This is a genomic window from Aliisedimentitalea sp. MJ-SS2 (genome assembly GCF_032586155.1).
Lineage (GTDB): Bacteria > Pseudomonadota > Alphaproteobacteria > Rhodobacterales > Rhodobacteraceae > JAWHTC01.
Genome location: NZ_JAWHTC010000001.1, coordinates 298,663 through 316,668 on the forward strand (window position 1 = coordinate 298,663; position 18,006 = coordinate 316,668).

Genomic DNA, 18,006 nt, shown 5'->3' on the forward strand with positions numbered 1-18,006 from the left:
CCAGCAAAGCTTCACCGAATGACCACGCCGTGGCAAGGTTTTGGTTTGTAGGGAGCTGATATCTTTCGCGGCACATATCAAGGCAGCGCAATGGTCCTACCGAATCTACCCGTCCCGTTCATCGGGCTCGAAATCTATGCCGCTGCGGTATTCGCCCTGATCTACTGGGGCGGTTTCTGCTACCGCGACGCCAGCGCGATGAAATCCGCAGTCAAAACCACCTCGGTCCTGCTGTTGACCATTTCCGCCTGGAAGTTGGGCGGGCCCGTCATGCTGATTGCCGCGCTATTTCTGTGTATGCTCGGCGATTTCCTGCTCTCGCTCGATGGGGATGTGCCCTTCATGGCCGGAGTCGGGGCGTTTGCCGGCGGGCATATCGCCTACGTTACCCTGTTTCTCACGCATCCCCGGGCGGATGCAGACCGAATCTTCACTGTCGACAACGGGCTCTATATCGCGGTTCTGGCCTTCCTGGGTGTCTACATGATCGGAACGCTGTGGCGGCGCGCTGGGTCCTTGCGTGGCGCTGTGATCATCTACGTGCCAATTATTCTGGCGATGGGCTTGTGTGTTCTGGCGGTGCAGAACCCGACCGGTCAACAGGCCGATCTCTACCTCTATGCGCGCCTTGCTTGGTGGGGGGCGCTGTTTTTCATTTTGTCGGACCTGACACTGGCCTACGAGAAATTCGTCTTTGCCAAGGCAAGCGACGCCAGAAAACTGGCCCCCTTTGTGGTCTGGCCTACTTATTGGGGGGCGCAACTTCTGCTTTTGATCGCCTTTGTCGGTCTGGGTCCTCGATACGAGGATGGATCGATTCAGGCAACTCAGCCGCCATTCCTGTATACCGCGCAGATGCAGCCCTGAGCCCGCCACTTGCGGCACAGAGATCACGCGCTGCCGCGGGTTGACCGGCCAATTCTGGCCATCCAGTAACCGCCTTCGGGGTTTGCCCGGCTCTCCTGTCAGATCAACCGGGCAAAGAACCCGGTATCAGGTCCATACCAGGTGCTGATATGCTCAATCGCCTGGCAGGTTTCGCGTACGAAATGAGTGGGTCGGATGCACTCCACGAGCCCCCGTTTACCGGACGAACAGGCGCGATCCGGCGGTTCGGCCCGTGCCGCCGCGGCTACCAGGAACAGAAAAACACCCAACCACCGTTTCATGGTGCCAATTCTGCCCGTGGCTCAACCCGGTATCAATCCGCCTTTTCATGGCGTCAAAGGAGGATTAAGTGGGGAGGGACCAAAGTAAGGGGCACCCATGGCGTTTTTCCGCAAGCTCAAGGAACGGCTGTTCAAATCCTCCTCCAAGCTCGAAGAGGGTTTGGATGCGATTGTCGAGGATGGTGGCGTCGAGGAAGAGATCGAGGTCGAGGTGCCCGAATCTGCGCCCGAACCCACATCGGAACCAGAGCCTGCCCCGTCGCCAGAACCGGCCCCCGAACCGAAGCCCACGCCCGAGCCTGAGCCTGCACCGGTGCCAACACCAGAACCCGAGCCTGAGCCAGAGCCTGAGCCAGAGCCAGAGCCAACCGAAGAACCGGCCGCGGTCGAAGACCCCGAGACCGAACCTGAACCAGACCCGGTTCCCGTCCCGGCGCCTGAAGAAGAACCGGCCCCTGCGCCGCACCCGGTTCCCGCACCAGATCCCGAGCCCGAGCCCGAGCCCGCTCCGGCACCGGAGGAGCTTCCCGAGCCCGAGGTCACGCCCGATGAGGTGCCCGCGACCCAGGACCCCGAGCCCGAGCCCGCGCCGGTCGAGGTGCCCATCGAGAGCCCGATCGAAGCGCCGCTTCCGGGCGATCCGGCCCCGGCGCCTGCACCTGTCGAGCTTCCGGATGAAACTCCGGTGGAAATCCCGCTCGATTCCGGCTCCGACGGCGGCACGGTCGACGTGGCCGAGACGGCCGGAAAACCCGGTTTCCTGGGTCGCCTGTTCCGCCGCGAAAAGAAAACCGTCACCCGCCGGGTGCTCGATGACGACATGCTTGAACAGCTCGAGGAACTGCTCATCGCCTCGGACATGGGCGTCGACACTGCGCTTCGCGTCACCGCCAACATGGCCGAGGGACGGTTTGGCACCAAACTCTCGACGCAAGAGATCAAGGAGCTGCTCGCCGCCGAGATCACCCGTGTCATGGAACAGGTCGCCCGCCCGATGCCGCTTTTCCCCAAGAAACCGCAGGTGGTTCTGGTGGTTGGCGTCAACGGGTCAGGCAAGACCACGACCATTGGCAAGCTCGCCAGCCAGTTCAAGGCCGCTGGCAAGCAGGTGGTCATTGCCGCCGGCGACACGTTCCGCGCCGCCGCTGTTGAACAGCTCCAGGTCTGGGGCGATCGCGCCGGTGTGCCGGTCCTGACCGCGCCCGAGGGCACCGACCCGGCCAGCCTAGCCTATGACGCGCTGAAACAGGCCGAGGCCGACGGTGCCGACCTTCTGATGATCGACACCGCAGGGCGCTTGCAGAACCGTAAGGACCTGATGGAGGAGCTGGCCAAGATCGTCCGCGTGATCCGCAAGCTGGACGACAGCGCGCCGCACAACACCCTTCTGGTGCTCGACGCCACCACCGGCCAGAACGCCCTGTCCCAGGTTGAGGTCTTCCGCGACATCTCGGACGTCTCGGGCCTTGTGATGACCAAGCTCGACGGCACCGCCAAGGGCGGCGTTCTGGTGGCGCTGGCGGACAAGTTCGGCCTGCCGATCCATGCCATCGGCGTGGGCGAACAGATCGACGACCTCGCCCCGTTCGACCCCGAAGACTTTGCCGCCGCTTTGACCGGGCTGGAGCGGTGATAAGGGCAGGTTTCTTTGTCTTGGCCCTGTTGCTGTTCCCTAGGGTCGGAACCGCAGAGAATGTGATGACACAAACCCAATGTCGCGAGGGATTCGTGGCATTCTCTGAGTTGATTGACGAGGCCCCTCCAGCAAATGGTTTGTTGGTCGAGGTTACTGATGATGGATGGTGCCGGCTTGAAGAGAATGACGGTGACGTCTTGTGGCGGGCCGAAGGCCTTGAACGTTTTCTGAACGGCAAGCTTGCGCCAATCGCCCTGGAAGCCGAATTTCACGACATTGACACCGCGCATGTTTATGGTCTCGGGGCATTGGGTCTGGATGACGTGTCTGAGAACCTTTTCAAATTCTCGATCCGACAAATCCCCGGCGAAAAAAAACTAGTCGGAGAACATGTCGTGGTTGATTTCGGCGATGTTGGGCGGTTGGTGATGTCATTCCGGGCCAATGGCGTTGACTTGTCGTCGCATCAGACGGCCATGGCGAGTATCGGAACATTCAGGGCGGTAGAGGTCGCGCTGGAACTGGATGTCAAACAACGCCTTGCCAAAGCATTTCTGACATCAGTGCAGCAGGAGCAGCGCACGGAGGCCGATTTCCTCGAGATTGTCGCGGGCATTCCTGGCGTCAGCCTATCCGGCAAAAGCCGGGCTGCGTTGGAACGTTTCTCCTCGGAATGGGTGCAATCCGGTGGTCGATTGATTCTTCGCGCGCGCTCGCAGGCGGGTGTTGGACTTCTTCAATTGCGCGCCGGAACCTTTTGGCTCAAGACTGGAAACCCGATCTCCAAATCGCTTGGTGTCTGGCTATCCGGCGTCACTGTCGAAGCGGACTGGATACCTGCGGCCGTAGAAACTCAGGAATGAGCGACCTCATCATCTTACTCGAAGGCACAGAGGCGGGCCACCGCGCGGCGATGATGCTGGCGCTGATGGCGGCCTTTCTTCACGCGCTGTTCGGGGCGATGCAGAAAGGCCGGTTCGATCCGTGGCTCAGTCGCGGGGCGATTGACGGAGCCTACGCTCTCATGGCCGCACCTTTCGCCTTCTTTGTCGTGCCTTTCCCAGAGCCGCATATGTGGGTGATCTTCCTCGCCGCCTGGGTGATCCACACCATCTACAAGCTGTTGATGGCAATGGCCTATACCCGCGGGGCCTATACCGTGGTTTACCCGGTGGTGCGCGGTACCGGTCCGCTTTTCACGGTCATTGGCGCGTGGCTCCTGTTCGGTGAGGTTTTCACCTGGATCCAGTGGCTGGGCGTTTTCACGCTTTTGGCCGGAATCTATGGGCTGGCTGCTTTCAACCTGCGCACACTCAGTGTCGGGCGCGACACCATGCCCATGGCTTTGGCCCTGGCCGTGATGACCGGGCTGTTCGTCGCCGGATACACCACTTGGGATGCTTACGGCATCCGCGCCACTGCCGATCCGTTTACCTTTCTCGCGTGGTTTTTCATGATCGACGGCCTGGTCTTTCCGGTGATCGCCGGGCTGCGCTATCGCTCAATGATTACGCCGCCGCCGCTGATCCCGCTGTTGCGCATGGGCGCGATTGGCGCTGTGATCGCCATCGCCTCGTTCGGGTCAATCATGCTTGCTACCCGCCTTGACAAGGTGGGCGAGGCGGCCGTGCTGCGCGAAACCTCTACCGTCTTTGCGGCACTGATCGGCTGGTTGATGTTGCGCGAACGGGTCGGGCGGGCGCAAATTGCGCTTATGGCCTTGATTGCGGCGGGCGCAGTGATAGTTGAGATGGGTGGATAGGAGAAACCCCTTGGATGAGCCGAAAACCATCAACCCGATGCTGAAAATGGCCCTGGAACTGGGCCCGGTGCTGGCCTTTTTCGCCGCCTACCTGATGATCAAGGATGAGGTCTATACCATCGCGGGTACCGAATACCCCGGTTTCATCATGGTAACGGCGGGGTTCATCCCGCTCATGCTGTTGTCCACCGCGATCCTGTGGAAGCTGACCGGCCATCTCAGCAAGATGCAGGTGTTGACCGTGATCCTTGTCGTCGTCTTCGGGGGGCTCAGCGTTTGGCTCAATGATCCGAAATTCATCAAGATGAAGCCGACGATCCTTTATGTGCTGTTCGGCGGTGCGCTTGGGCTGGGGCTCCTGCGCGGTCAAAGCTATTTACAGCACGTGATGGACGGGATGATGCCGCTGGAACAAGAAGGCTGGATGATCCTGACCCGCCGGTTGATGCTGTTTTTCTTTGGTCTGGCGGTGGCGAACGAGGCGGTCTGGCGGCTGATGTCCGAGGCGGCCTGGGTCAATTTCAAGACCTTCGGTCTGACCGCAGCGATCTTCGGTTTCTTCATGACGCAGGGTAAGCTTTTCGAGCAATACGGACAAGCTTCGGAAGATTGACGCCGAGGCGCATCAGATACCATCGGAGCACCGTGATTTTGCCCGTTTGATGCCACAGTTTTTAGTCACATTTTCGGCATGTTTGCTTACTATGTTCGACTCGCCTGGGTGCTGCTGACCTCGGTTCCGCCGGTACAACCCGCAAGGATCTGGCCTCTGCTGATCTTTCTTCTGGGCTTTGTATCCATGCGCAATCTGCAACTCGATGAATCCGCTTCCTTTGTCTGGGCGGCGGTGATTGCCCAGTTCGTGGTGGTCTGGCGCAATATCCCGGCCGCCGCAGAAGAGCTGCGCCGCGTCGGATCGCGCCTGCACGTGCTCTATCTTGGCGTGGCGGCAACGATTGTGGCGGCGGCTGTGCAAATCTGGATGATGGATCCGGTGATTACCCAGCGCATGCTGTCGATGTCTTGCCTTGTCTTCGGGTTGGCCATGCTATGGGGGGCGCTTGGCCATCCGCGCATTCGCGATCTGTTCGTACCTTCGTCGCGGCAATCGCCAATCCCCGAGGTGCCGCGTACCCACATGCTGCGGCTCAATGTCTTTGCCGCGGTCTCGGTTTTGGCGGTGAACGAGGCGCTGGTTCTGGCCCATTTCGACCTGACCACGCGGGTGTCGATCCTGGCGATGCTGCCCCTGATCATCCACGTGCTCTATGAGATCGGGTTGATCCTGACCCTGCCGCTGGAAGAACTGGACGAGTTGGAAGAAACCTGAGGTGAAGCGCGCACAAAAGGGCGTGAAGAATGACTGCCCGCTCAGGATTCGCTGAATTTCCGAACATAGGGCTGCCCGTTGAATGTGTGGGTGCAGCACCCGCAGGTGGGCTCCAGATCCTCGATGTTCAGTGTCGGATCTACCCGTTGCAACCGGTTGTCGCCATCCACAAAAAGCCCGCTGAAGTAGGTTGATTCCCCGACCCGGACAAGAGGCTTCCGGTCTTCTTTGCGACGCGCGACCAAGTGCCAGATCGGGTCTTGCCGGTCGAGCCGCGCCACTGCCTCGGCATGCACCCCGTCCCAGTCTTCGCCAACCCGTGATTGCAGGAACCTGTAGAGCGGCGTGTAATCCAGCCCGTGACGCTTTTGACCATGCATCTTGCCCCGCACACCCTGCTGTGCCTTTTGCGCCTTGGTGTTGCGCTCGTGGCGGTATTCACCACCTGTGCCGTGACTCACCCCGTGGGTGCGGGTATTGACCCTGCGATACAGCGGTTCGGGACGGTGCGGGCGTGTCAGATCGGCTCTCCTTTGGCCCAGAATCCTACTCCTAGACGCGACAGCAATCCACCCTGCACCTGGGCGGATGGCGCTGCCGGGTGCAGGGCGGACAATGGCAGTGTCCCGGATTGGCGCATCAATGCTCCATAGAATTCCAGGGCTCCGTCGCGCAGGTAGGGCGACCAGTGGCAAACCCGCCGCTGCTGCGGTGCAATCGGAAATCCCAGCCCTTCGAGATGGCGCAACACGTCCGCTCGATCCAGACGCAAAACCATCCTGCCGGCACCGCGCGGCACGGCCATACCCAACGCCCGGTCGCCGTCGCGCCGTGGTGAGACCAGTTTTTCAAGCATCAGGTTGTAGCCTGCATTCTCGCGCCCGGTGACCACGATCACCTCTGTTGTCCGCCCCGCGGGGCTGCGCAGCGCCGTCCGTGCCGCACCGTGAAACTCGGCCGGGTTCAGCGCGATGATCCGGCCCAAGTCGCCGGGATTGAGATGTTTGAGTGCCTGGAAAACCACTCTTGCACCCAACGAATGAGTGATGGCGTGGATCTTGCGATGCGGCGCAGCGGCACGGATCAGGCGCAGCGCCCGCGCAAGGTGCGCGCCTGCGAGCGCTGCATTGGCGTAGGCTTTCCAGATCATGCCGCGCGCGTCCCAGCCGTAGGCCAGGCCCAATTCCGGTTCATCCCTGCTCAATCCCAGCGCTCGTGGCCAGCTCAGACCTTTCCAGCAGGCGGCATCGTGGTCGGCAAAAATGTGGGTGTGCGGGCAGTTGCGCGGGTCTTCCGGACGAAACTGGAACCCGTGCACCATCACGATCACCGGAACTGCCCCTGTCCGGGCGATCCGACGCAGCGCGGGCATCACCGGGGCCGGGCTTTGATGCAGGGCCAAGCCCTCTGCGCGTTGGTTGATCCGAATGATGGCCATGGTTCTGCTCCGTGCTTTTTGGCCTGGGGTGTCGCCCCATCCTGTCCGGCGGAAATGAAGGTTTTGTTATCGGGGCGTGCCGGTCGGCGCCCGTTGCCCCGATGCCAGCTTGCAGTGCCAATCTGCCGGTTTCATGGAGTGTCCATGCCGGAGCCCTGCCGAAACCGGGGAAATCCTGTGTCGAACCCTTTCGAATTTCTTACCGTTGACCGGCACGGGCGGGGCTGGTATTTGCCGCCTCGTGGCGATTTGTTACCGGATTGCGGGCCACGTAAAACAATGCCGCTAAAGAGGTCATCGGATGGGTCCCCCGTCGCATGGCCGCGACCAGGGGTTTTTTATTGGGGCAAAGGCCCTGAAGGAGCTGACCGATGAGCGATCAATGGAACAAGCGCACCACGCTGGTGCATGGCGGCACCCGCCGTTCGCAATACAATGAGGTGAGCGAAGCGATCTTCCTCACCCAGGGCTTCGTCTATGACACGGCCGAGGACGCCGAGGCCCGGTTCATCGAGGCTGGCCCAGACGAGTTCATCTATGCCCGTTACGGCAACCCCACCGTGGCGATGTTCGAGGAACGTATCGCCGCACTGGAAGGGGCCGAGGACGCCTTTGCCACCGCCTCGGGCATGGCGGCAGTCAATGCCGCGCTGACCTCGATGCTCAAGGCGGGGGACCACGTCGTCGCCGCCCAAGCATTGTTCGGATCGTGCCTCTACATTCTCGAGGAAATCCTGCCGCGCTTCGGGGTCGAGGTTACCTTGGTTGACGGCACCGACCTGGCACAGTGGAAGGCGGCCCTTCGCCCTGACACGAAAGCAGTGTTCTTTGAAAGCACCTCGAACCCGACACTCGAGGTGATCGACATCAAATCTGTTACCGACCTCGCACATGCGGTAGGCGCCACTGTGATCATCGACAATGTCTTCGCCACGCCGGTTTTTTCCCGCGCCATCGAACTGGGCGCTGACGTGGTGGTCTATTCCGCCACCAAACATATCGATGGGCAGGGCCGGGCGCTGGGTGGCGTGGTGCTGGGCACGCGTGAGTTCATCCGCAAGACCGTCGAACCCTACATGAAACACACTGGTGGGGCGATGTCGCCGTTTTCCGCCTGGATCATGCTCAAGGGGCTCGAAACCATCGATCTGAGGGTCCGGGCGCAAGCCGCCAGCGCGCTGGCCCTTACCGATGCCGTGCAGGGCCATGAAAAGTTGGAGCAGGTGATCTTCCCCGGCCATTCCAGCCATCCGCAATTCGATCTTGTAAAGGCCCAGACCGGCAAGGGTGGCACGGTGATGTCGCTGGATGTGAAAGGCGGGCAAGAAGCGGCCTTCCGCTTTCTCAATGCGCTGCAGATCGCGGTGATATCCAACAACCTTGGCGATGCCAAATCGATCGCCACCCACCCGGCTACCACCACCCACCAACGCCTCCCCGATGATCAGAAGGTGGCGCTTGGTATCACACCGGGGCTGGTGCGGTTCTCGGTTGGGCTGGAAGATCCGGATGACCTGATCGCGGATGTGATGCAGGCTTTAGCCCAGGTCTGAATTGTCGATGGGTTAGGTCGGAAGCGGCTGTTGGTCCAATCCGACCCACCTTTTTCTTTTGCCGAAAGTACCCCGGAGGGGGCAGCAGCTGGCCCACGGAAGGTCGGATTGCGATTGCAATTCGAAAGACGGTTTCAAGAAGGTTTTGACCAGAGACCTAACTTGCCCGACCGTAAAACCCTTGGCGCTCCGCGTCGGAAAATGTCACTGCGGGCTGTTCATAGAATGAAAACACCGAACTCACCCGGGCGCGCGCGCCCTTTACATCCCCGACCCGGTGCGGTGTGTTCTTGCCGCGAAACACGTTCAGTGCCCCCGGCGACAGTGTAAGGGTCTGCACCTCCGGGTCATCCCCCGCCAGCATGCGGGCCACACCGTCGTAATTCGGATTTTCTTCACTGCGCAGATCGGTGCGATAGATGAATTCGCCTCCAATCTCGGGGGCCTGCATCAACAAGGTCGTGGTGAATTCCGACCGGTCGAAATGCCAATTCAACGTCTGCCCCTCGCTATAGGACATCGTATTCAGCCCCGCCAGCGGATCGGCCATCGGATAAAGCGCCTCTTTCTTCATCACCGCAGCAAGGAACCGGGCGAAGTCCGGCCAGCGATAAAGCCGATCCATGGCCGAACCGGCAAGCTGATCCCAGCACAGCGTGTTGTTTGATGTCCGAAACCGCGTCAGCGCCGGGTGATCGGCGGCCAAACCCGGCACATTGTCGAGGAAATAGATGTTGTGGTCGCGCGCATGCCGAAAACTCTCTGATGCAAACAATGGGATCAGAGCGTCTGCCTCGGCCTGCGCCACCGACCCGTGCATAAACCCTTCGAGATTGAACATACCATTTTCTGCCAAATCGGCCCGACAGCGCGCCACCAACGCCCACCACGCCGTGCTTTCGGGGCGATCCAGAGGGTAACGGTCAAGATCAAGAATTTCGCGCATGGTGTCGACGCCTTTCACTCCTGAACGCAACGATGCACGCAGCTTCACGCCTTTGTGAAGCCGTTTCTTGCCGGGAAACGACACCGGCGCGCGTTTTCATGTCTGGCAACAAAGCCTTTGGTTTTGCGCCTGATCCGATGTCGGAAATGTTTCAACCGGATCGCTTTTGCCGCGAAACTCAGGGCGAACTCTGTCAGGACGTTGGTATTCTCGCCACGCTTGACTAAATTGGGTGGGTCTGACAGGCCCGATACTCCGGGCTGCAATGAAAGGGATGGGGATGAACAAACACACCCCCGACATCACCGATACACCGAACCGCGACGAGGCTGAGGCCGCGCTTGCCCGGCTGCGTCAATGGGCCAAAGCCGCAACCCCTGAGGAAGTGGCCGATCTCGACCCGGCTGTCGCCCGCCTGTTGCCCGCAGCGGATCTGCCGAATTATCCTGCGCTGGCGCGTGCCTACCCGGAAGAGTTTTCCGTCGATGAGGCCTATCGCGACACGCTGCCAGACCTGCAGAACGGCCCCGAAAGCCTGATCAAGGGGTCGCGGCGGGTAATCCAGCATGTGGGCATCTCGAATTTCCGCCTGCCGATCTCGTTTCACACCCGTGAGAATGGCGATCTGACACTGGAGACTTCGGTCACCGGTACGGTCAGCCTCGAGGCCGAGAAAAAAGGCATCAACATGAGCCGTATCATGCGGTCATTCTACACCCATGCGGAAAAGACCTTCAGCTTCGAGGTGATCGAAGCCGCGCTTGATGATTACAAGGCCGATCTTGAAAGCTTCGATGCCCGCATCCAGATGCGGTTTTCCTTCCCGATGAAAATCCCGTCGCTGCGCTCCGGCCTGTCGGGCTTCCAGTATTACGACATCGCGCTGGAGCTGGTGGAACAGAATGGGGTGCGCTCGAAAATCGTTCATCTCGACTATGTCTATTCCTCCACCTGCCCCTGTTCGCTCGAACTCAGCGAACATGCCCGTCAATACCGCGGGCAGCTCGCCACGCCTCATTCGCAACGTTCGGTGGCTCGAATCTCTGTGGAACTGCGCTGCGATGCCGACTGCCTGTGGTTCGAGGACCTGATCGACCTCGCGCGCAAGGCTGTGCCGACGGAAACCCAGGTGATGGTCAAACGCGAGGATGAACAGGCTTTTGCCGAGTTGAACGCTGCCAACCCGATCTTTGTTGAAGATGCGGCGCGGCTGTTTGCGCAACAGCTGGAGCAGGATGACAGGGTTGGCGACTTCCGTGTTGTGGCCAGCCATCAGGAATCGCTGCATTCGCACGACGCGGTGTCGATCCTGACCGAGGGAGACCTGTTTGAAACCGACAGTGTCGACCCGAAACTCTTCACTACGTTGTTTCACGTTGGTTGAGGACTTCACGCCTGATTTCCCGGTCAAGCCCGTCACGCCAAGCGGAGATGGACAAGGCTTGTGTGATACAGGGTTTGGCGGATGTGATGGGACATGGAACATCTTCAAGCCTTGACCAGGGCCCTGCTATTGCTGGCATTAATGGCCGTTTTTCTGCCCGTCGGCGCAACCCAAACCCGCCGACTGCGACGCCACTTGGGTCATGCCTATTTCATTCCGCAACGTGGACCGGTGCATATGCTTTGACTGGAGAAAAGATTCGCCAATTGGCCGGGCGATGGTAAATTTGCGTCCAATCAGGCTTCAGGTTTCGTCGGTACCGCCTGCAAGGCCACGCGCAACACGCTTGCGTGCAGCCATCTGGATGGCCATGGCTTCCCGCTGTCCCACGAGGCGCAATCGGTCTTCTGTTCCGCTCGGACCTGCCAAGCGCACGTAAACGGATTGCCCCGGGGTGGGCAGGTCAGGTTAAGGGCGGGTGCCCTCGATGGCAGTAATGTTCAGGATGGTCCGCAGGCTTATATCGCCACGTGACAGGCTGAAAAACGCCGAGGTCGGACACCAACGCCCCATACAAGGGCGATCCCATTCGATGGCGTCACTGAGCGCGGGCTGCTCCAGGAGTTGCGGGCGCGACGCAGGCAGCAGTGCCATTTCCCAAGGCACCCAACGGGCCAGAAGTGTTGCAATGGCACGCTGACTGTCGGGGCTCATGTCCGCGGCAATACGCCAGTCAAGCGCACACTCCATTCCACCGGTCCTAGGTTCGAGCCAGATCGCGGGATGCCCGCCGTCTTCGTCTTTTTCGACGTCGCCCGTGGCAGACAAGACGAGTTTGTCGCCCCGCCGCGCGGCGTCAGGGCCAAAATAATAGGGGGCGCTGTGATGGGCGGAAAAACCCGGTGGCACGACCGCATCAAGCGCCGCGCCGCGTTCCAGCCCCAGGCAAACCGTGCGAAACATCCGCAGCACCAGCAAGAACCCAAGTTCGTTGGGCTGCGGATTGGCAAGGGTGCCGTGCCGCTCTGACGAAAACCCTTCATAGTCCGTGGCGTGGGCAAAAATCTCGAACGATCTGGGTTGGTCGCGCAGGCCACCCTCTTGTCCAAGCACAGTCCCGGGCAGGGTCAGACAGGCGGCGGCGAGGGCGGCTCCCACCCAATTCCCGGTCGTTTTTTTCCGGCGGAAAGGGCTTGGTACGTGTGTCTGGCCGGTCATCATTTCCTCCATTGAGGCGGGGGCACACAGGCGGCCGTGACACCATGATCCAATGACACTTACCACTCCGGGCATGTGTCCCACGATACAGGCCAACGTGTAATTCGGCGAGTCGGTGCGACACCCCGGGCGCGCAAGTGATCCTTAAGGTGCGGCAATAGCGGCCATTTCCCCGGCGCTGTTAAAATATTAGAATTCTCGCATATATGCGTGCGAGGGACTGCCGTGGACGTTTCAACCCTTCCGATGATCCTGGCCTGGGGCGTCTTTGTCGGGATCGTCTTTTCCGCCATCGGGGCGGCGGGTGGTATTCTGACCTCGTTCGGGATGATCACGCTGTTTGGCGTGATGGACCCCAATTCCGTCAAGCCGATGACCCAGATCGTGGTGCTGTCAACGGCGCTCATTTTCGTGCCTGGCTATCTGCGTCGTGCCTCGGCTGTTGTGCCACTGGGCCTCCTGCTGGGCGGCGGCGGGCTGGTCGGGGCCTATGTCGGGTCGACCATTTCCAGCCTCTACCTGTCGGACATGGCCAGTTTCCGCCCGATGTTCGGTTTGCTGACGCTGGCGATTGCGGGTCAGATTTTCTGGAAACTCATCGGCCCCAGCCCGCCGCAACGACCCACACGCGACCTTAGCGGTGTCCGGCTTCTTTGCACCGACTTCAGCGCAGTGTCTTTCCGCCATGGCGGGCGGCTTTACTCAGTGCCGACATGGTCGCCGGTGGTGGCAGGGTTTATCATCGCAATGACGGCGGCGATTTTTGGTGTCGGCGGTGGCTTCCTTCTGGTGCCCTACATGGCGTCGCTCCTGGGCATGCCGATGCATATCATCCCGGCCACGGCGGCGATTGCGATCATCATGTCTCTGCTGGTGTCGATCAGCAATTTTGTTGCCATGGGCGCGCCCTTGCAATGGCCGCTCCTTATCCCGCTGGCTATTGGTGCCGTGGCGGGCGCCATCCTCGGGCCGGTGATCAACAAGCGGATGAAGAACAGCTGGCTTCAGGCGGTGATGGGTGTGATCGTGCTCGGAATCGGCATCAAATATGTGGCGTTCTGAGACATAGCCGCGGCGCCAATTCTTCGCAAAAAACCATGGCTCAAAAACCTCTCACTCCGTCTCGCCGAACACCTCGCCCCGGAAGGTTTCGATCCGCAGCGTGTCGCTCCAGTGGTCCTCCGGCAGGCCCGCCTTGCGCTTCAACCCGTTGAGGAAGGCTTCGGGCGTGGGCAGGCTGTCCCAGACCTGGGGCAGGAATACCCCGCGATGGGCACCGTCGCGCAGGAGTGCGCCGGTCTCATGCGGGATCAGTAGCGACAGCGCATTCTCTTCGCTGTCAAAGGTGACAGGGGCTGGGCGGCTCAGGACCGAGATCTTGATCCGGATGTTTTCCAATTCCTCTTCCGTGATCGGCTTGAAGCGCGGGTCCTTGAACGCCGCCTTGACCACATTATCAGCCACGTCGCGCACAAGTGGCAGGTGCGGTGCCAGCGAACCGATGCAGCCACGCAACTGGCCCTCGACCTCCAGTGTCACGAAACTGGCCGCATAACTCTGCAAGCGCGGACTGAAACTCTCAAGCTTCAAATCCGGCGGCTTCCCGCGATGGATCCGATGCTCCAGCACCTCGCGGGCCACCCTGAGCAGCTCCTGCCGCCGCGCCGCATCCAGTATGTCGTCTTCCGGCCGATGCAGACTCCAGGCACCATAGCCTACCACGCGGGAGGACTCACCCGTGGCCGCATAGGAGCTGGTCATCCCCAGTCGCAGCGCCCGTGTGCCGCCACCGGCCCCGGACGCGAGAAACCCGGCAATCCCGCGTGCGCCGCAGGCATCCGAACCGTCCAGTGACGCGAAATCGCCGGTTTCGATTTTCCGCGCCGTTACGGCATCCTGTTTCACCGCCTCGGCTTGGTTCAGGAAATGGCTCAGATCGCTGGACAGTACGAACAGTGTCTTCGGCTCGGTCAGGGCGTCAATCACCTGCGCCACGATCTTGGTGCCTGCTTGCCCGACCACCAGCGGCAGCACCGGCACGTCACGGTAAAGCGCGGCAATGAAGGGCAGTTGCGTCTCAATGCCGTGTTCGGCCTCATGCGCCGCATCCAGAACCCGTGCCAGCCCGGCCTTGAGCAGCACGTCGCGTCCTGCCCCGTCGATGGGCAGGTTTAGCCCAGGCAATTCGTAGCCATCCTGAGAGGGCAGGGCGATGCCGTCGAAGGCATGGCGGTGTGCCGGTGACAGCACCACGATTCGTGTCACGTTCCAGCCCTTGCCCATTTGTAACGCTGCCGCCGTCAACACCCCGCTAAAGACATAGCCTGCATGGGGAGAGATCACTGCGCGCGGTTGGCTCGGCACCGGCGAAAACACCCGCCCGGCCTCGCGCAAACAGCGCATTACCTCAGCCTTCAGTGCCTCGGGATCAGCGGGAAAGAACCGCCCCGCCACGGTGGATTTGCGCAGATTGGCGGCAACTTCGGCTGTCATGTCATGCACGCTTTCGGTCTCAATGTGTCCGCGAATTCGCGGACCTGACCCATTCTGCCATGAATTTGCGGCAAATTCATCGGATTTGCCGTCAAAAGGTGTGCGTTGTTTCAGCATCCGATTACCCGCTCATGCCGCGTTGCAGAAAGCGGGACACGGGGTTGCAGAGAAATCAGTGGTTCTGAACCGCGCGTGCCCTATGTTTCGCACAGGGAGGAAACCGAACGTAACACCTACTCAAAGGTTTCCGAAATGTCTGATATCACTTCACAATTCTCGTTTTCCGATGCTCCCCGCTCGGGCTTTCGCAGGGTTCTGGCCTCGATTGCGCGCGGCATGAGCCGCTATGCCGATGCCAACGCGCGTCGCAAGCAAATCGAAGCGCTCGAATCCATGACCGACGAACAACTGGCCCAGCTGGGCCTGACGCGCGACCGTATAGTTCGCCATGTGTTTCGCGATCAGCTCTACCTCTGATCCAACCGACAGCAAAACACCCGCGGGCACGCGTTTCCCCGGGGTGGACAGAGTGTTTCCCTGATAGGTTTCCCAGCCCAACCGGTGCCGCAAAGTCGCCTGAATTTCACGTTAACCTTTGCGGCATGTCTGCTGGAGTGTGAGCCGTGCAAGGGTTTTCTGTTGTCTTTTTTGCCTTCTGGGCGATGGTTTCCAACCTGGGGGCCACGCTGCGTTTGACTGTGCTGCCCTGGCTGATTGTGGTCGCCATCGTCTTTTCCATGCTCGAGTTGACGCTCGGCGCGGGAAGCCGAGTCTTTGAAGTGCTGGAATTGGGCTCGGTTCTTTCCATGCCCAGTATGTTGCCGGTGCTGGTGCTGTCAAACTTCGTGGCGTTCATCATCGGTTGCTGGGTGGGCGTCAGCTGGCACCGCCATATCTTGCTCAGGGAACAGACTTTCGGGGTGCTGCCGCGGCGTAATTCCGAAGCATTCAAAGACTATTTCCCGGCTGCGCTGAAATTCGCAGCCCTCGCTTTTGCGATCCTGCTGATGATCAACTGGCTGATGATCCCGCTTGTTTCGCAGCTCGGGTTCGAAGGTGGCGGAGGAAAGATTGTCTCGATCCTGATCAACTCGCTGCTGGTTACACTGGTGCTAAGACTTGGCTTGGTACTTCCGGCCGCTGCCATCGGACAGCCGATTTCGATGGAGGACAGCTGGGACGCTACACGCGGCTATTCTGGGCCGGTCTTTGCCGTGGCGCTGTTTATTGTCCAATTGGTCGACCTGACCCGGATGCTGCATTGCCGGTCAATCGCCGAATGCCTTTTGCATTTTATCGGCAATTGGGCCGGCATGGTCCTGATGCTGGGGGCGTTGACCGTGCTTTATGGCGTTCGCATCCAGGGCCGCAGGATGATCGTCTGAGCGCCGCGATTTCGTCCAATCCCCACGCTAAAGATCCGTATGCTGACTGAGGAGTTACGCCGTGCAAGGCTTTTCAATCGTTTCCGCGGCCATCTTGTCGATGGTACGCGACCGCGGCATGACCCTGCGTCTGACGGTCTTGCCTTGGGCGGTGGCTATGGCCACGGTGTTTGCCATTCTCGAACTGATCGCCGGGCTCGGACTGTCGTCACTGGGCTATGACCAGTTGCTCGCGTCGATGCGCACACCTGGCTATTTGCCGGCCATCATGATCTCGCTCTTCGTGGTCTGCACCATTGGCGCCTGGGTCGGCCTCAGTTGGCATCGCCATGTTCTTCTGGGCGAAAAAGCGGTTGCCGTGCTGCCGCGCAACAATTCCGAGACCTTTGACCCCTATTTTGACGCGGTAATGAAATTCACAGCCCTGACACTGGGCGTTGTGATGATGATCAAGTATCTGATGGTTCCGCTGGTGCCGGTACTGGGCCTGGCCGGCCCGGGCGCCAAGGTGATCTCAGTTGCGATCAATGCGCTCCTTGTCACGATCCTGCTGCGGCACGCGTTGATCCTCCCGGCGGCTGCCTTGGGCAAACCGGTATCGATGAGCACAAGCTGGAAGGTGACAAGCGGTTTTACCGGCCCAATCTTTTCGATTGCCTTTGTTGTCGTCATCGTAGTCGAAACCGCCCGGATGCTGCCTGCTGGCAATCTTGCAGCCCTCGTGTTGCAATTCACCGCCGTCTGGGCCGGGTTGATCCTGTGTTTCGGCGTGATCACCGAGCTTTACAAGGTGCGGACGCGGAAATTGGCGGCTTGAATCGCACCCTCCGGTTGTGTGATGAGTGGGCTCACATTGTTTGGTGATTACTCCGGTTAGAGGGCTTTCATGAAATTCAAAATCCTGCGCCATGCGCTGTCGACCCTGCAACATGATCTTGGGGCGACGCTACGTATCCTCGTGGTCCCTTATGCCCTGTCACAGGTGGTTTTCTTCCTGCCGCTATTTCTGTTGGTTTCTTCGGCCTCTCGGCCGTCGCTGCTAACCCCGGACCGCCAAGGCGCATTAGCAGAGGCCGGGCCATGGATGACCTTCGTCCTGATCTTCGTTTCGGGGATGGTTCTTGCCTGGGCCGCCGTTGCCTGGCATCGCTATGTTCTGCGCAATGACCGCTCAACCCCCGGTGGGCAGGCGTTCGAAAAAGGCCGGATGATCGGATATTTCGGTCGCACGTTGTTGATCGGCTTTTTGATAGTGTTCGTAATGGCGATTTTCATGATGCTGGTGATGGCAGTCGGATTCGCTGAAATCCTGAAACCTTTCGGGTCAAACCCTGCCGAACCGAGTTTTTCGACCCTGATCTGGGCCATAGCGCTAGGCATTCTCGTTACTTATCTCAGCACCCGACACAGCCTGATCCTTCCGGCCCGTGCCCTGGACGAAACCATGTCCTTGTCGCAAAGCTGGCGTGAAACGGCCAGCGCACGCGCCGATATCCTTGGCTTTGCCGTCATCCTCATCCTGCTGCAAAATCTTACGCCCCTGTTGCCGCTGGCAGGTCTCGCCGCTTTCGTGATGCTGAACCTTGCCAGCCTCATTGGCATTGCCCTTGGCATCGCCATGCTGACCTCGCTCTACGGTCACTTGATCGAAGGCCGCAGCTTCGACTAACAGCCTCACGCTTGACAGTTCAG

At 60.2% G+C, this 18,006-nt stretch carries 20 protein-coding genes and 1 riboswitch; of the genes, 14 read left to right on the top strand and 6 right to left on the bottom strand.

Annotation, left to right across the window (positions count from 1 at the left end; genetic code table 11):
* Positions 1-90 precede the first annotated feature (90 nt).
* The gene (locus RXV86_RS01450) at positions 91-867 is read left to right on the top strand and encodes a lysoplasmalogenase (protein WP_316297019.1); all 777 of its coding nucleotides are present in this window, start codon (positions 91-93) and stop codon (positions 865-867) included.
* Between the two features lie 98 nt (positions 868-965).
* Here RXV86_RS01450 and RXV86_RS01455 read toward each other — a convergent pair whose 3' ends face one another.
* On the bottom strand, positions 966-1,169 hold the full coding sequence (locus RXV86_RS01455; protein WP_316297020.1) for a hypothetical protein: 204 nt from the start codon (positions 1,167-1,169) through the stop codon (positions 966-968).
* Positions 1,170-1,266: 97 nt separating this feature from the next.
* Between RXV86_RS01455 and ftsY the strand changes: the two genes are divergently transcribed.
* From ftsY to RXV86_RS01480, 5 genes are all read left to right on the top strand, one after another.
* A complete protein-coding gene (gene ftsY, locus RXV86_RS01460; RefSeq protein ID WP_316297021.1) occupies positions 1,267-2,802 on the top strand; it encodes a signal recognition particle-docking protein FtsY in 1,536 nt (511 codons plus the stop codon).
* A 20-nt stretch (positions 2,803-2,822) separates the two neighbouring features.
* Positions 2,823-3,668: a hypothetical protein gene (locus RXV86_RS01465; RefSeq protein WP_316297022.1), complete on the top strand. Its 846-nt coding sequence runs from the start codon at positions 2,823-2,825 to the stop codon at positions 3,666-3,668.
* Positions 3,665-4,567 carry a DMT family transporter gene (locus RXV86_RS01470; RefSeq protein WP_316297023.1) on the top strand — a complete coding sequence of 301 codons (903 nt, stop codon included), beginning with the start codon at positions 3,665-3,667 and terminating at the stop codon, positions 4,565-4,567. Before RXV86_RS01465 ends, RXV86_RS01470 begins: the two co-directional genes overlap by 4 nt.
* A 37-nt stretch (positions 4,568-4,604) precedes the next feature.
* Positions 4,605-5,180: an inner membrane-spanning protein YciB gene (locus tag RXV86_RS01475; RefSeq protein ID WP_316298407.1), complete on the top strand. Its 576-nt coding sequence runs from the start codon at positions 4,605-4,607 to the stop codon at positions 5,178-5,180.
* A 78-nt stretch (positions 5,181-5,258) separates the two neighbouring features.
* On the top strand, positions 5,259-5,897 hold the full coding sequence (locus RXV86_RS01480; protein ID WP_316297024.1) for a hypothetical protein: 639 nt from the start codon (positions 5,259-5,261) through the stop codon (positions 5,895-5,897).
* Positions 5,898-5,938: 41 nt separating this feature from the next.
* Here RXV86_RS01480 and RXV86_RS01485 read toward each other — a convergent pair whose 3' ends face one another.
* On the bottom strand, positions 5,939-6,358 hold the full coding sequence (locus RXV86_RS01485) for a hypothetical protein (protein WP_316297025.1): 420 nt from the start codon (positions 6,356-6,358) through the stop codon (positions 5,939-5,941).
* A 56-nt stretch (positions 6,359-6,414) separates the two neighbouring features.
* Positions 6,415-7,335 (bottom strand): alpha/beta hydrolase, encoded by a 921-nt coding sequence (locus RXV86_RS01490; protein WP_316297026.1) that lies wholly within the window; start codon positions 7,333-7,335, stop codon positions 6,415-6,417.
* Between the two features lie 231 nt (positions 7,336-7,566).
* A riboswitch (SAM riboswitch) is annotated at positions 7,567-7,645 on the top strand.
* 61 nt (positions 7,646-7,706) lie between these two features.
* Between RXV86_RS01490 and metZ the strand changes: the two genes are divergently transcribed.
* A complete protein-coding gene (gene metZ, locus RXV86_RS01495; RefSeq protein WP_316297027.1) occupies positions 7,707-8,888 on the top strand; it encodes an O-succinylhomoserine sulfhydrylase in 1,182 nt (393 codons plus the stop codon).
* 157 nt (positions 8,889-9,045) lie between these two features.
* Here metZ and RXV86_RS01500 read toward each other — a convergent pair whose 3' ends face one another.
* Complete coding sequence (locus RXV86_RS01500; protein ID WP_316297028.1) at positions 9,046-9,834, bottom strand: 2OG-Fe(II) oxygenase; 789 nt, start codon at positions 9,832-9,834, stop codon at positions 9,046-9,048.
* Between the two features lie 98 nt (positions 9,835-9,932).
* On the opposite strand from RXV86_RS01500, the gene RXV86_RS01505 reads away from it, so the two are divergent.
* Complete coding sequence (locus RXV86_RS01505; protein WP_316297029.1) at positions 9,933-10,061, top strand: hypothetical protein; 129 nt, start codon at positions 9,933-9,935, stop codon at positions 10,059-10,061.
* Positions 10,062-10,114: 53 nt separating this feature from the next.
* Positions 10,115-11,218: a GTP cyclohydrolase FolE2 gene (gene folE2, locus RXV86_RS01510; protein ID WP_316297030.1), complete on the top strand. Its 1,104-nt coding sequence runs from the start codon at positions 10,115-10,117 to the stop codon at positions 11,216-11,218.
* 468 nt (positions 11,219-11,686) lie between these two features.
* On the opposite strand, the gene RXV86_RS01515 is transcribed toward folE2, so the two are convergent.
* Positions 11,687-12,376: a hypothetical protein gene (locus RXV86_RS01515; RefSeq protein WP_316297031.1), complete on the bottom strand. Its 690-nt coding sequence runs from the start codon at positions 12,374-12,376 to the stop codon at positions 11,687-11,689.
* Positions 12,377-12,661: 285 nt separating this feature from the next.
* Here RXV86_RS01515 and RXV86_RS01520 point away from each other — a divergent pair, with 285 nt between their 5' ends.
* Entirely contained in the window at positions 12,662-13,498 is an 837-nt protein-coding gene (locus RXV86_RS01520) for a sulfite exporter TauE/SafE family protein (RefSeq protein ID WP_316297032.1), read from the top strand.
* Positions 13,499-13,549: 51 nt separating this feature from the next.
* Here RXV86_RS01520 and amrA read toward each other — a convergent pair whose 3' ends face one another.
* Positions 13,550-14,929, bottom strand: coding sequence for an AmmeMemoRadiSam system protein A (gene amrA / locus RXV86_RS01525; RefSeq protein WP_316297033.1), 1,380 nt, complete (start codon positions 14,927-14,929; stop codon positions 13,550-13,552).
* 252 nt (positions 14,930-15,181) lie between these two features.
* Here amrA and RXV86_RS01530 point away from each other — a divergent pair, with 252 nt between their 5' ends.
* From RXV86_RS01530 to RXV86_RS01545, 4 genes are all read left to right on the top strand, one after another.
* Positions 15,182-15,406 carry a DUF1127 domain-containing protein gene (locus tag RXV86_RS01530; protein WP_316297034.1) on the top strand — a complete coding sequence of 75 codons (225 nt, stop codon included), beginning with the start codon at positions 15,182-15,184 and terminating at the stop codon, positions 15,404-15,406.
* Between the two features lie 146 nt (positions 15,407-15,552).
* A complete protein-coding gene (locus RXV86_RS01535) occupies positions 15,553-16,314 on the top strand; it encodes a hypothetical protein (protein WP_316297035.1) in 762 nt (253 codons plus the stop codon).
* A 100-nt stretch (positions 16,315-16,414) separates the two neighbouring features.
* A complete protein-coding gene (locus RXV86_RS01540) occupies positions 16,415-17,131 on the top strand; it encodes a hypothetical protein (RefSeq protein ID WP_316297036.1) in 717 nt (238 codons plus the stop codon).
* 69 nt (positions 17,132-17,200) lie between these two features.
* The gene (locus tag RXV86_RS01545) at positions 17,201-17,983 is read left to right on the top strand and encodes a hypothetical protein (RefSeq protein WP_316297037.1); all 783 of its coding nucleotides are present in this window, start codon (positions 17,201-17,203) and stop codon (positions 17,981-17,983) included.
* Positions 17,984-18,006: the final 23 nt, after the last annotated feature.